Below are 14,028 nucleotides of genomic sequence, written 5' to 3'. Positions count from 1 at the left end.
TATATATCCTGCTTCATCTGAACAGTAATTTTGCCGTATATTCAGCTCTTTCTGTCTTCTTCGGTAATTAGAGAACTGTAAGCCGGAATTGTAACTGTTCCTTTCTTCACCTTTACATTCTTTGAGGTGGAGAAGACCACTTTCCATTTACCCTTATCGAAATCTTTCATCTGCAGGGTAACCGGCTCTCCAGACAGGTTATGATATACATATAGTGTTTCTTTGCCTGAAGTACGTTTAAATGCGGTCACGCTGGCAGAACCTGCTTGTATAGGTTGCAGACTGTCGCTGCGTAAAGCTTCATGTTCTTCCCTCAGACGGATGAGTGTGCGATAGCTTTCCAGCAGGGAATCATCGTCCCTCAGCTGCGCTTCCACTGATACCTCGCCTGTGTTGTATTTGGGTTTCTCCCACGTCGTTTGACCAGGGCCATCTCCCTTGTACCAGCGCATAGGCTCACGAAGATACTCATCAGGCTTCTCTCCCTTCATGCCGATTTCTTCCCCATAATAGAGGAACGGCTGACCCGGAAGCGTCAAAAGAATGGAAGCAGCCAGCTTGGCTTTTCGCACATCTCCGCCCACTTCGCTTATGACACGGGTCTGGTCATGATTGCTCAGGAACGGAGCATCGAGTGCCGCCTTATTATACGATTTGTACAGTTGCAGCGTTTTCTCGGCGAATGCCGCGATACCCTGATCTCGGCCGTTTTTCACGGAGTTCAAAATCGTTCCACCCAGGTCAAAATTAAACAGGGAATGGAGCGGTCCGTAATAAGGAGCTATGGTCTCCGGTTTGTCCCATACCTCTCCTGCCAGATATACATTTGGATTTACCTTCTCCATCTCGGAACGGAATTCATTCCACCATGCGATGTTCTTATCCGCACCATCCTTCGTCTGTCCTCTAAAAATATGCATCGCCGCGTCAAGCCGGAACCCGTCTGCACCCTGCTGCAGCCAATACTTGCCGACTTTGATCATTTCTTTGCGGACTTCGGGATTGTCAAAGTTCAGATCCGGCATGCCCGACCAGAATGTACTGTAGAAATACCCTTCGCCATTCGGGTTCTTATGCCATACCTGCTGACCCCACGAGCCCTTTTCTTCCAGATCTGTGTTCTCATCCGCCCATACGTAATAGTCGTGGTATTTGCTTTGTGGGTTGGCACTGGCCTCCTTAAACCATGGGTGCTCGCTGCTCGAATGATTGATAACAAGGTCCATGATCACCTTGACGCCCTTTCGGTCCGCTTCTTTCATCAAGGTGCGGAAATCATTTAGACTCCCATACTGCGGGTCCACCTGATAGTAATCAGTTACATCATATTTATGGTAGCTTGGAGATGGATTAAGGGGCATAAGCCAGAGGCCGCTGACCTGCAAATCCTTACCCGAATGGGGTTTGCCATCGTTTAAGTAATCAAGTTTTTGTGTGATTCCTTTCAAATCACCGTGTCCGTCTCCATTCGAATCATAAAAAGAATTGATATAAATTTCATAAAATACGCCGCTTCCAGTAGAAACCGGAGGCTTATGTCCGTTCATTTCCTGCTCTGCCATTGCACCTGAAGCGAACATCGTGAGCATAGGCACCGTTAACATGGCGGTGGACAATCTTCTTAAGCGTTTGTTACGTGTCAAAACAAATCAGCTCCTTTGATTGTTATGGGTGCGTTTTCATTATAAATAGAAACAATCCAAAAAAAGGGGATATTTATTATCTATTATGGTGGAAAATATCGATCTTATTGCTTTATCTCTGTATCGAACGAAAGAGGAGCAGACTCTATGTCTACTCCTCTTTCGGAAATTATTCTTTTTCTTAGATTTAGTACTTTCGATTTGCTGAATAAAAGATTGTCTGCTGTCGTCCAAATCAGTTCAGGAAATATATCTTAATTTAATGCGTTTTGAAGCTCTGTGCAGCGAAGACTTTACTGAATTTTCACTCTTGTTTAAGATTCTAGCCGTTTCTTTTATGGAGTATCCTCGGACTAAACGCAATTCAAGTACCGTCCTTTGCTCGGTATTACTTGCCATCAAAAGAATTCGATTGACCTCCTCCTGAATTTCAAAATCGAGGATATCCCAGTGATAATAAAGCAGTTCCTTGCGTAAGTTGTATTCATCCATCTTTTTTCGTTTTCTGATTAAATCTATAGCTAAATTTTTGGCAATTCTCAAAAGGTAAAACCGAATACGATCTTGAGGCAAGTCAGGTGAAGCTCTTATAAACCGAATAAAGCACTCATGCAACAAATCTTCGGCATCCTGTTTGTTATGCAATATCCTTAATAGATAGCCAAAGAGATCTGATTTGCAAGATAAATATTGATCCTCCACATCTTTAATATCCATATTACTGCTTGTCCCTTCTGTTTTGATTGGAATCGGTAAGTCACTTTATAGTCTTAAATTCATATCCCTGCTTTTTTAAATATGTTATGATTTCAGGCAAGGCTTTGGCAGTTTCTTCTTTCCCATAAGTGTCATGCATGAGTACAACTGCTTTTTCTCTAGTCCCCATGTTCCTTATGAATTCGCGAATTAATTGTTCAGCATTCTTAGGTGCACCTTCTGCATCTTTAGGTAACACATTCCAGTCAATCTGATGGTAATCCTTATCATGTAGAGCTTTGTCCAGCACTTCCATACCATTGGGATCATTTCTCTGCCATGTCATATGGCCACCTGGAAAACGAATTACTCTTGTGGAGAAATTCTGCCCCAATATTTGCTTTAAAACTTGATTTGTTTTTTCAATATCCTTCATAAAAATGCTCGAATTCACAGTTTGATTAGGATATAAATAACTGTAGTCATGTGAGTAGGTATGATTTCCGATAGCATGTCCTTCTTTAACTACTCTTTTTGTTATTTTTTTAGCCACTTCATTTTCTTCTACTGCCTTTCCTACCACAAAAAACGTTGCTTTCACATTTTCTTCTTTAAGAACATCCAATATCTTAGGCGTTACGGTGACCGATGGGCCATCATCAAAAGATAAATAGACTACTTTTTTACCGTCTATCCCCTCAGGCCGATGTCCTTGCATTTGCTGATTCAAGTATTTTTCAACAAATGCTGCATCTTCAACACCCGAAACATTTTTTAGAGGTGATTCGCTCCCTTTGGATTCGTTATTTAATACCGGCTGTTGTTTACTACTAAAGATATCAAAGAGTTTTAAAATAATTAGAACAATACAAATGATAATAATAAACAGTAGTCTTCTTCTATTTCTCTTCATCCGATGAGCTCTGGTTCTATTATGCGTATAGCTTTTTTCCATTAGTATATGTTCCTCCAAAAATCTAGAAGCTGTTTACGTTTCATTTTGCGACCATGTGCCAATTGAAATTATTCGTATCTCAATGCATCTATAGGCTTTAAACTTGCTGCTTTATAAGCCGGGTATACTCCAAATAGGATGCCTGTGCCCGCAGAGCTAAGAAACGAATATATAATAGGCGAGATCGTAAATTCAATGGTCATATGTGTCGTTGCTTCGATTATTTTGGACGCTCCTATGCCTGTTACAACCCCGATTGTACCTCCTAACAGACCAAAGATGACCGCTTCAGATAGAAATTGAATCATAATATCTCTCGGCTTGGCACCAATGGCTTTCCGAATACCGATTTCTCTTGTACGCTCTATAACCGAAACCATCATAATATTCATAATTCCGATTCCCCCTACCACGAGCGATATCGCGGCTACACCACCCAGTAAGCTGGTCATGATATTATCTACACCGGAAGCTGCACCTGCTGCCTCTGACTGACTCATAATTTGAAATTGATCCGGTTCCGAGGGTTTTAGCTGATGCGTCACACGCAAGCTTTCCAATATGTCTAGACGAGCCTGATCCATCAAAGCTGGTGACTTGGCAGACACGTCCAATCCCGTAATGTTTTTCTCACCCAGACGGTTCATCATGGTTGTAGCAGGGATGTAAATTTGTTCATTAGTACTATAGCTTAAGTTCGTAACTGGCTGAGTATTCAATACTCCGATCACCTTGAAAGGAATCTGTTTAATTTGAAACGTTCGTCCCAATACATTTTGGGTATCTCCACCAAAAAGACGTTGAACCGCTTGGCTTTCAAGAATGGCGACATTCATGCGTTTATCCATCTCATCGTTGGTAAATGTTCTGCCCTCAGCAAAGGAAAACTTTTTGACCTTATAGAATGAAGTGGAAGTCCCTACAATAGTAGCGTTATAGTTATATCGCCCCCACGCAGCTTTTGAATTGCTCGATATATTTGGCATCAATGCATCTATAGAATTCTTTTGTTCCAACGCCTCGACATCAGCCCAAGTAAACGAGGGCGTGTTGTCCAAATCTATTTCACCATCGACCATTGTCATAGCTGGAGCAACCATCAATACGTTATTCCCTAATTTATTAATTTCTGCTTTTATGCGGGCTGTAGAGCCGTTTCCGATCGCCATAATGGCAATAACCGCTGCCACCCCGATAATAATACCGAGGATCGTTAAAAAGGAGCGCAGCTTATTGGTCGTTAAACTATTAATTGATACACGGATCGTTTCCATCAAATTCATAGGCTCGCCATCCTTGATGAAATTCTTCTATTGGTAATGCATTCATCTCGCTCAATATCCCCATCCCGAAAGCTGATCAACCGCTTGGCATATTCAGCGATTTCCAGCTCATGAGTAACCAAGACGATGGTTTTCCCCTGCTCATTCAAACCCTGAAATAGCTCCATAATCTCGACGCTCGTCTTCGTATCCAGTGCCCCCGTAGGCTCATCCGCCAGCAAAATAACAGGATTATTCACCAACGCACGCGCAATAGAGACACGTTGCTGCTGACCGCCAGAAAGCTCGTTAGGTTTGTTGTACATCCGTTCTGCAAGGCCTACACTTCGAAGCGCCTCCACGGCTCGTTCCCGGCGTTCCTTGGCAGGTATACCTGCATACATCATAGGTAGCTCTACATTTGCTAATGCTGTAGTTCGGGAAAGTAGATAGAATTTTTGAAACACAAAACCCAGTTTCTGATTTCGAATCTCGGAAAGCTCATTCTCACGAGCATCCAATATGGAATACCCATCCAGATAATACTTCCCGGTATCAGGATGATCGAGGCAACCAATGACATTCATCATGGTGGACTTACCCGAACCAGAGGGACCCATTATGGCAACAAACTCACCTTCGCTAATAGATAAATTCACACCACGTAGAGCCTGAATCTCCTGTCCGCCTACCTCATATATTTTTTTTAATGCTTTAATTTCAATAACGTTTTTATTTAATTGAACTTCGTTCATTGTGCCTGACCCCCATCAGGGTCCTGGCCCTCTTGACTGCCATTCGAACCAGCACCGCCCTGAGGCGGAATAACAATGGTCTCGCCTTCCTTGACACCGGACTTGATTTCGGCCTGATCCGCTGTATAAACACCCAGCTTCACAGGTCTGAATTCATAATCTGCAGGGTTTGCTGGGTTCTTCGCTACATATACTCCGTCCACTCCACCTTCAGATCTCAGTGCAAACAATGGAACAGACAGCGCATCTTTACGTTCAGCCAAGAGGAGTGATACATCCATGTTCATCCCTGGTTGCAGCCTTATTTTTTGGCTATCCAAAGACAATTCAATTTTGTATGTAGTCACATTAGATTCGGTAACCGGCTCTGGAGAAACAAAGCGTACTTCGCCTTTAAATTGTTTGTCCGGGAATGAATTCGAGTGCATTGTAGCCTTAAGTCCGGTCTTCAATTTAGCAATATCACTTTCGTTAACCTTGGCAAGAACCTTCATAACGCCTGTATTGGAGTTATTCATTACAATAAAAGGTGCAGTAGGACTAGTACCCACATCGCCGTTGACCTTCAAAATGATCCCGTCCCACGGTGCCGTAACCTGTAATTTGCTCAGGACACTTTTCTTCTGCTCTAATGCCGTTTCAGCCTGCTGTAAAGAAGCCTGTGCAGATTGGATGTTGGAAGCTTCAGGCGGGGACTGTGCAGCCTTTAATTGTATTAAAGCTGTTTTAAAGCCCATTTCTGCCTCCTCAATTGCCTCAGTCTGTTTGGTCTGTGCCTTCTTGTACTGCAGCTCCGCATTGCTCATATCCAGTTTTGCCTTATCCAGATTTTGCTTGGCTGTCGCCAGGTCACTTTCTGCTGCCGCATCATTCTGAACCAGATAAGCCTGGTCATCATAATCCTTCTGGGCCTTATCCAAAGTCACCTTGACTGCCACCTTTTGTGCAGCGGCTTCCTCTAACTCCATATCGTTCTTGGCTGTTTTAATCGCCATTTGTGCCTTTAAGACATTGGTTTTCTGGAGCTCGATATCATTGGTTTTGGGTCCGCGCTTGGCTTCCTCCAGCTTGGCCCTTGCAATCGCGACATTGGATTCGGCATCCTTAATTTGCAGCCTGGCATCCGAATCATCTAATCGTGCTAGAACCTGACCTGCTTTGACACTATCTCCTGCTTTGATATTGACAGCGATAAGCTTGGCACCCTCGACATTTGTAAAATTAATATTTACTTCCTTGGAAGCCTGAACGGTCCCAGTCACTTTAAGCGACTCGGTCATGTTTGTTTTCTGTACCTGTACGATCTGGTTCGCAGGACTCTCCACGGGCTTTTCCTGCCCCTTTTTCATATAAACAAAACTTCCAATTCCCGCTATAATGATCAAGACAAGAATACCTATAATCCCTTTCAATCTTTTTTTCCTTCTTAACACTTGCAATGAATCTTTCTTTTCTGTTTCCGACAATGTTATATCCCCTTAAAATGTATTTTTTCTAAAACCTATACGCTCCACGGTTTGTTTAAAGCATGTTGCAGCAGCGTTATTTGAACAATTAGTTCATCCTTATTCCGTTCAATTTGCTTCACTTTTAACTGATTCGTGGCTACCTCCGTACCTGTAGCAAATCCTCGTTCCTTTTTTTTACGAGATATATCTAATACTTTATTGGCGTTCTGTAGATTACTTTGCATTTGTTCGTATTGTTCATAACTCTGCTGTAAGTTAAAGTACATATTCTTCAGTGTTTCTGCTAATTGATCCTTGGTATTTTCCAATCCGCCTTCCGCTGAGTCTACATCAATCTGTTTAATTTCATAATCGTCAGTTCCCGAGTTCCACGTGTAATATTTAATTTCCATCTTTGCCAGCTTGACAGCCTCCTCCTGCCTCCATACCGAAGGACTCGCCGAGATTGCACGCGTCACCAGCGTATCTAAATTCGTGTTATCCATCTTCCGGTAAACAGGTCGATCAACCAGTTCATACACCGTACCTTGAGGTTGCCCCATTTGCGTATTTAGTGAATCCATCGCTTTTCGAAGCGCAGCTTTTGCAATCTCTACATTCTTTTGTGCTTCTAGTCGAGTCTGAATAATCGTACTTTGATCACCTGGAGAAATTTTCCCGCGTTTGGCCTTCGCTTCAGCAGCTTTTTCTTCCAGTAGTGCGAGCGAAAGTGCATCCTCACTGCTCTTTACTTTGTTTTCAGCTAGAAGTACGTCATAATAATTCTTCATTGCAGAGTAATCCGCCTGATCTTGGGCAAGTTCGATTTGCTTTTTGGATTCCAAATAAGAAACCGTCGATGAGGCATACCCTTTCCAGGCTGAACTACTAGCCGCGTCCTCTTCACCGTTGCCCGCACCTGCTGGGATGAAATCCAGATTCTTACCTGCATTTTTTAGGTTAATCCGGTTACGATCTATCGCTTGCTGAGCCTCCTTCAAGCTAAAGCTATTAGATCGTGCCCATTGCTGTGCTTGACTCAGTGTTATTTTCACACTTGCATTGGAAACCTGCTGCTGCTCTGCATGAACAAAGGACTCTGAAAAAGAACTGGCCGATAAGGCCAACAACAATAAAATGAACATACGTTTTTTCATAGAACCCCCCTCTTTCTAAGTTTCATCAAGTATAATAAATACGTTGTTATATGAATTTTTATTCTTCCTCTTCATTACAATTTCTTTGCACAACTCCCCATCAAGGATGTCGTGAATTGAGAACTGCATCTTCTATCATCCGTGCAGATTCCAGAAGGGAGGTATAATCCTGCCCTCCTGCTATTCTTTCACACACGGCTTATCGCTCTTTACAGCATCTTTAAATCCAATTGACGAAGGTACAGGAAACGTACAATAAGAAAGGAAAAGAATTGGATTGCCCAAAAGCAAAGCATAATCTGAATAAGCGTAAGATGAAAGGGTGCTACATTTATTCCAGATGGTTCTGACATAAATAAACAAAGCACTACTCCTACGGATGATACGACTAATGGCAGAAGAAATAGGAAAGCAATTTGTCTGGATGCAGCTCGTCTCATTTCCCTTGAGTTTAATCCGATTTTCGATAAAGCTCGGTATATTTCCTCATCCCGTTGAAGATCTACATACAATCTGAAATACAACAGACTTACAGTGCTTGCCAACATAATAATGGCGATAAATCCGCCAATAAATTCACTAATATTCAGATCCATCTCCGATGTCAAATAATCCACTGCTCTAGAGTTAAGTACCCCTTTATTCACCTTGTTGGCCAACACGGAATACAACCATATCTCCTGTTGAGTTTCAGAAGTTTCTAATGAAAGTTGACCATTCTTCCATTTTGGCACAAAATAATAAACAGATTTGTATGCTAATGGAACATTGAAGTACCGTTGTTCAACTAAATGGTCGTAAGTTCGATCTGAAACAACAAGTAACCTTCCTAGTTCAGAGATGATGTTTTCAACAAACTTTATGCTGTGGTCTATCTTCTGAGTATCCATAATCTGAATATTCATAATCTGAGATTTTCCTTGATTGTAAGTTAGCTTTTTTTCAAAAAAGGTTTTCTGTTCTTCTAAAGACATTCCATTAGAATCAAAAATGAAAAAGCCTTGATGATCCCGAAGTGCGGCTGTCTGTTTTAGTTCCTTAAACCTGGAAATAAGAGCTTCATAGTTGGATTGTTTCATCACAGGTGCGAACTGTTCACGAAAGGGAAAGATCAGTATTTCACTTTTCGAATAATCTACCCCAGCCGTATAAAGATTTTGGTCAATCTCTTTTTCAAGCTCTCTAGAACTTACTACATCAGAAGAAAGTGCAAATGAATAAGATTGCTCCCTTAGAAATCTTTTTTGCTGCTGCATGGAGTCAAAAGTTGACGCTGCTCCTACACAGGAAATGATAGAAATTAAGGTAATCAATGAAAACAGCCCGGCATTATTCCTAATTTTGTATGTGATCTCAGATAACCATAACAAACGTGTTCCGCTCCAAGACCATTTCCTGTTAGCTCTAAGCAGTTGAATGAATAGTATACATAATTGAGTATAAAATAAGTAAGTACCAATAAACCCCATTACAATTGTGTATTTAAATGTGTCTCCAACCGAATAGTGCAATATATAAAAAGAAAGAGTCCCTAAACGATACGGTGCCAGATAAATGTATGGTGGAAAATCAAGCTTCATTAAATATACAGCCGCTCCTATTAACGCTATTGCAAGAAAGGAAAGACTCCATGAAGCCTTTAATTCCTTTTTGAGCTGTGGAACCTTGTTAAAAAGCTGCTGTAATTTAAAATGGCGTATGAAGAAAACAGACACAAGTGAGATCAATATAAACAAAAACATAAAGCCAATTCCTGTGAAAGCCAGTGCTTTCCAAGGAAAATAAAACGTTAAATACATTCCTATGACATTGGAGCCCAAAAGCAGAAAGAATTTCGCTGAAATAAATCCTCCGATAATCCCAGTAACCAAGGATAAAAAACCTATAATTAGATTTTCATATGCCACCAAAAAATAAATTTGTCTGTGATGTGTCCCTAAAATGGTCAGTATACCCAATTCTTTCTTACGTGCAGCAACAAAGATATGGTTTGTGTATAATACGAAAAAAAAGGAAAATACAAAAATCAACAGATCAGCAACTTGTAATCCTTTTTTTACATTAGCTGCTGTGATTGCATTTGAGACATCCGGGTGAAAAATAAATATCGCATATACGAAAAAAATCGAAATCATCAATGAGCTGCTTAAATAATAAGGTACATAAGCACGTACATTGCGTTTGAGATTATTCCATGCTAACAGACGAAAGCTCATGTGCATGTCTACTTCCCCCCAAAAAGGAGAGCATATCTATGATTTCCTGAAAAAATATTTGCTGACTATGACTACGGTGGATTTCATTATATAACTCACCATCTTTTATAAAAATTACCCGATCACAATAACTGGCTTCCATTGCACCGTGTGTTACCAGCACGATTGTGGAATAATCTACACGGTGGATAAGTCCCAGCATTTCCATCACAACACGTGAAGACTTGGAATCGAGATTTCCAGTGGGTTCATCTGCGAGCAGGAGTGAAGGAGAGTGAATAATAGCCCTACCAATGGCTGCCCGTTGCTTTTGTCCCCCTGACACCTCATAAGGCCGTTTATCCAAAACATCAAAAATATCCAGTTTCTTCGCTACCTCTTCCAGTTTAAGCTCCATTTCCTTTAATCCTTTTTTATTCAGCATCAGAGGAAACAGTATGTTCTCTCCCAAAGTGAGGGTTTCCAGCAAATTAAAGTCCTGAAATACAAGTCCCAGCTCTTTGCGACGAAATAAAGCCAGCTTATCCTTCTTGAGCTGATTTAGATTTTCCCCTTTAATGCAAACCTCGCCAGAAGTCGGCATATCAATGGTCGAAATCATGTTTAATAATGTGGTCTTCCCACTACCAGACGGCCCCATAATACCAACAAACTCACCTTGTTTGATCGTTAAATGGATGTTGTTAAGGGCTCGGTAGGGAACCTTGCCATAATATATTTTGGTGACTTGATCCATTCGTACAATCTCCATAATTCATTCCTTTCCTTTTTCTATGTTATGATCATAATCCATCCAGACAAGTGAAGCGATCGATTAACATTACAAAAACCTTAAATGTGTTGTAAGGTTTCTCATTTGTGAATTGAAAACAGGATTTGAACCGTTGTCCCTTCACCAACTGTCGATTTCAGTTGAATATCATGATTCAGTCTTTTGCAGATTTCAGACACCAAATAGAGTCCCATCCCGGTTGATTCACGATACTTCCGCCCATTTTCACCTGTATAATAAGCCTCAAATACCCGTTCTACATCTTTTTTAGGGATACCAATCCCCTCATCCTGTACTTCCAACACAATGACATGCTCTCTTACGTCAGACATTAGTTTCAGACTGTGGGCATGACCTGAAGAGTATTTCACCGCATTGGTCACCAATTGGTTAATTATGAATCTTAGCCACTTGGCATCGGTAATCACACTCAACTGCTCGTCCACTTCATTGGAAGGATAAATTTCGTTGCGAATCAATAATCTTTTGTTATCATAAATCACATCACTAACCAGTTTTCGTAATACAACAGGCTCCACATGAAAGTCAGGTTCAAAGGATTCCAATCGTGACATATACAAAATCATGTCCAGTCCTTTTCCCATTCGATCAATCTCATCGTGTATCTGATCCGATTCGGGATCTATTTTTCCTTTAAGGATTAAATGAATAACAGAAAGAGGAGTTTTCATCTGGTGAACCCACTGATTGATAAACGTAATATGATCGCGCTGCTGATGCTCTAACTGATGAATTCGGGACTGATACAATCGATAATATTGTAAAAGCAAATGTTGCAAAGAAGAGGCTAACGGATTAAGTACCTTCATCTGAATAAGCTCATCTAAATCTCTAATGTTTGCAGTGGATAATATGCGATATAAACCAGAGTACATGACATACCGGAAGAGCAAATAAACCAGCAATATGGAGGCCCCAAAAAAGACGGAATACAGGGCCGTCGACCAGTTGCGGTAACCATCCATCCAATAGATACTTAACACAAGAAAAAGTTGGATGATATTAAAAATCACCAGCGAAAAATGGTCACGCCAAAAAAGCTTCACCGTTCTTCCTCCTCACTCAAGTGAAGCCGATAGCCAGCCCCTCTAACCGTCTCTATGATATCCCCTAGTCCCAGCTCACTCAGCTTTTTGCGGACCCGAGTGACATAAACATTCAGTGTGTTTTCGCCCACATATTGGTGATCATCCCATAAAGCCTCTAAGAGATGAACTCTACCCACAACCTGCTTAGGATACGTCATCAATAGCTCTAGCAGTGCTGCTTCCTTCTGGCTAATTTCTACCTGCTTGTCATGGAATACAAGTTCCATAATATCGGGATATAGCGTCAAATCTGCCACTTTTAAGGAACGTGATTTTGGGGCAACAGCATAAGAGCCATAGGCACGTCGCAGATTGCTTTCTACTTTGGCTAACAGTACTTCGGGATAAAATGGTTTCGTAATGTAATCATCTGCTCCGTTTTGCAAAGCAATGACCTGATCCATTTTATCATCGCGTGCAGACACAAAAAGGATGGGACATGTAGACTGAGTCCGTATTTGCCTGCACCAATAAAATCCATCAAAGCGAGGTAGATTCACATCAAGTAGTACCAAATCAGGCTTTACCTCTTGAAAGATAGCCAGAACTTGATCAAAATTTGAAACGTTAATCCCTTGATAACCATATTTCTCAAGATAGGATTGGAGCAAGGAACTGATTTGAGGATCATCCTCTACTATTAATATCTTTTGCATCGTGTTTTCTACCTTCTTAGTGCTTGAATTTTTAACAACTGATTTCTCTATATAATGCCTTTATTCGATCGTTCAAGCAATAACAACAATCTAACCCCCTTGGTTGTAGATTTAGGAGGTTTTCATGGTGGTGTATATTGAATCCCGAATAATATGCATGGTGCCGAGCACCAGAGTGATTAACAATATAATTATAATAACGATAACGGTGACTGTTATAATGGTTCTTTTAGGAATTTTTAATGTTTCATTGAAACTTTGCTTTGGATCTTTCAAAATCTTCTCACTTCTTTCCTTGCCTAGCTGTTTACCAGCATAACAGCTTCTACATAATGAACAACAGTTGAAACTTACAAAAACCTTTATTTTGTTGTAAGGTTTCTGATTAGCCACAAACCATCGTCAGATTAAACTAGCGTATGTACATAACAAAAATGCCCGGCTAGAGAATCTTTTTTCTGATTCTCTAGCCGGGCATTTTATCCTTTCTATCCTTTTACAGCGGAACCCACCGTCATTGCCCGTTCCACTTGTTCACTCAAGAACAGATAGACTAGTACCATCGGCAGGGAAGCGATAGTCATAACAGCTCCCATGGCCCCCCAATCCGTGCTGTAGGAGCCCTGGAAGAAAAGCAAGCCTAGCGGCAAGGTCTTCATATCCTCATCAGAAATCAGAATATAGGCTAAAGTGAACTCATTCCAGTTGTTCAAGAACTGAAAAATGGCTACAGTTGCAATTGCAGGCATTGCAAGCGGCATAATGATTTTCAGGAACAGTCTATAAATATTAGCTCCATCCATACATGCCGCCTCTTCAATCTCCTTAGGAATTCCTGCCAGGAACCCATAGAAAATCATTGACGAGAAAGGAAGGCCAATTGCGATATAGGGAAGAATAAGAGCTCCATACGTATTCGTAAGATGAAAATCGCGAACCAGAATCGCCAGCGGTATCATAATAACCTGTAGCGGCATAAACATTCCTATGATCATATAAGTTCGGACAGCAGAACGAAACCTCCATCTCATGCGAGCCACTGCAAAGGCAAACATCAGTGCCAATAAAAGGATGAACAGAGTCGAAATCGTTGATACGACCAGACTGTTTAGAAAGTAACGAGGAATATTAAATTGCGTCCAAGCATTGATGTAATTTTCGTAACGAAAATGCGTTGGTAGTCCGAATGGGTTGGTAACAAAGATCTCATCATTGTTCTTCAACGAGTAGGAAACCATCCAGAACAACGGATAAATCGAAACAATCACATACAACCACAGCGGTATCTGCAGGACAGCTTGTCTGAACTTGCTCACAGCGGTTTTACTCATTTCGTTCTCCTTTTCAATACGCACCTCA

At 41.1% G+C, this 14,028-nt stretch carries 12 protein-coding genes; all 12 read right to left on the bottom strand.

The genetic code is table 11. The features are described from left to right. Nucleotides 1-41 precede the first annotated feature (41 nt). Nucleotides 42-1,643 (bottom strand): alpha-amylase family glycosyl hydrolase, encoded by a 1,602-nt coding sequence (locus ACM1ND_RS12540; RefSeq protein WP_023988581.1) that lies wholly within the window; start codon nucleotides 1,641-1,643, stop codon nucleotides 42-44. A gap of 240 nt (nucleotides 1,644-1,883) precedes the next feature. After that, entirely contained in the window at nucleotides 1,884-2,360 is a 477-nt protein-coding gene (locus ACM1ND_RS12535; RefSeq protein WP_023988580.1) for an RNA polymerase sigma factor, read from the bottom strand. A 40-nt stretch (nucleotides 2,361-2,400) separates the two neighbouring features. Then, nucleotides 2,401-3,294, bottom strand: a complete 894-nt coding sequence (locus ACM1ND_RS12530) for a polysaccharide deacetylase family protein (RefSeq protein WP_028541306.1) — start codon at nucleotides 3,292-3,294, stop codon at nucleotides 2,401-2,403. Between the two features lie 68 nt (nucleotides 3,295-3,362). Next, nucleotides 3,363-4,577: an ABC transporter permease gene (locus ACM1ND_RS12525; RefSeq protein ID WP_028541307.1), complete on the bottom strand. Its 1,215-nt coding sequence runs from the start codon at nucleotides 4,575-4,577 to the stop codon at nucleotides 3,363-3,365. Beyond that, complete coding sequence (locus tag ACM1ND_RS12520; protein WP_076265399.1) at nucleotides 4,574-5,311, bottom strand: ABC transporter ATP-binding protein; 738 nt, start codon at nucleotides 5,309-5,311, stop codon at nucleotides 4,574-4,576. Before ACM1ND_RS12520 ends, ACM1ND_RS12525 begins: the two co-directional genes overlap by 4 nt. After that, complete coding sequence (locus tag ACM1ND_RS12515) at nucleotides 5,308-6,777, bottom strand: efflux RND transporter periplasmic adaptor subunit (protein ID WP_418027840.1); 1,470 nt, start codon at nucleotides 6,775-6,777, stop codon at nucleotides 5,308-5,310. Before ACM1ND_RS12515 ends, ACM1ND_RS12520 begins: the two co-directional genes overlap by 4 nt. A 35-nt stretch (nucleotides 6,778-6,812) precedes the next feature. Continuing rightward, nucleotides 6,813-7,916, bottom strand: a complete 1,104-nt coding sequence (locus ACM1ND_RS12510; protein ID WP_418027838.1) for a TolC family protein — start codon at nucleotides 7,914-7,916, stop codon at nucleotides 6,813-6,815. A gap of 209 nt (nucleotides 7,917-8,125) precedes the next feature. Next, nucleotides 8,126-10,138 carry an ABC transporter permease gene (locus ACM1ND_RS12505; protein ID WP_418027836.1) on the bottom strand — a complete coding sequence of 671 codons (2,013 nt, stop codon included), beginning with the start codon at nucleotides 10,136-10,138 and terminating at the stop codon, nucleotides 8,126-8,128. Beyond that, on the bottom strand, nucleotides 10,104-10,883 hold the full coding sequence (locus ACM1ND_RS12500) for an ABC transporter ATP-binding protein (RefSeq protein WP_023988573.1): 780 nt from the start codon (nucleotides 10,881-10,883) through the stop codon (nucleotides 10,104-10,106). Before ACM1ND_RS12500 ends, ACM1ND_RS12505 begins: the two co-directional genes overlap by 35 nt. Nucleotides 10,884-10,984: 101 nt before the next feature. After that, nucleotides 10,985-11,971 (bottom strand): sensor histidine kinase, encoded by a 987-nt coding sequence (locus tag ACM1ND_RS12495; RefSeq protein WP_023988572.1) that lies wholly within the window; start codon nucleotides 11,969-11,971, stop codon nucleotides 10,985-10,987. Then, nucleotides 11,968-12,669, bottom strand: a complete 702-nt coding sequence (locus ACM1ND_RS12490) for a response regulator transcription factor (RefSeq protein WP_023988571.1) — start codon at nucleotides 12,667-12,669, stop codon at nucleotides 11,968-11,970. The genes ACM1ND_RS12495 and ACM1ND_RS12490 overlap by 4 nt, the downstream gene beginning before the upstream one ends. A gap of 488 nt (nucleotides 12,670-13,157) precedes the next feature. Beyond that, entirely contained in the window at nucleotides 13,158-14,000 is an 843-nt protein-coding gene (locus ACM1ND_RS12485) for a carbohydrate ABC transporter permease (RefSeq protein ID WP_023988570.1), read from the bottom strand. Nucleotides 14,001-14,028: the final 28 nt, after the last annotated feature.

It is taken from the genome of Paenibacillus sp. JJ1722 (assembly GCF_048282685.1).
GTDB lineage: Bacteria > Bacillota > Bacilli > Paenibacillales > Paenibacillaceae > Paenibacillus > Paenibacillus polymyxa_B.
The sequence above is the reverse complement of the archived record's forward strand: the minus strand, read 5'-3'. Positions and strand labels throughout refer to the sequence as shown.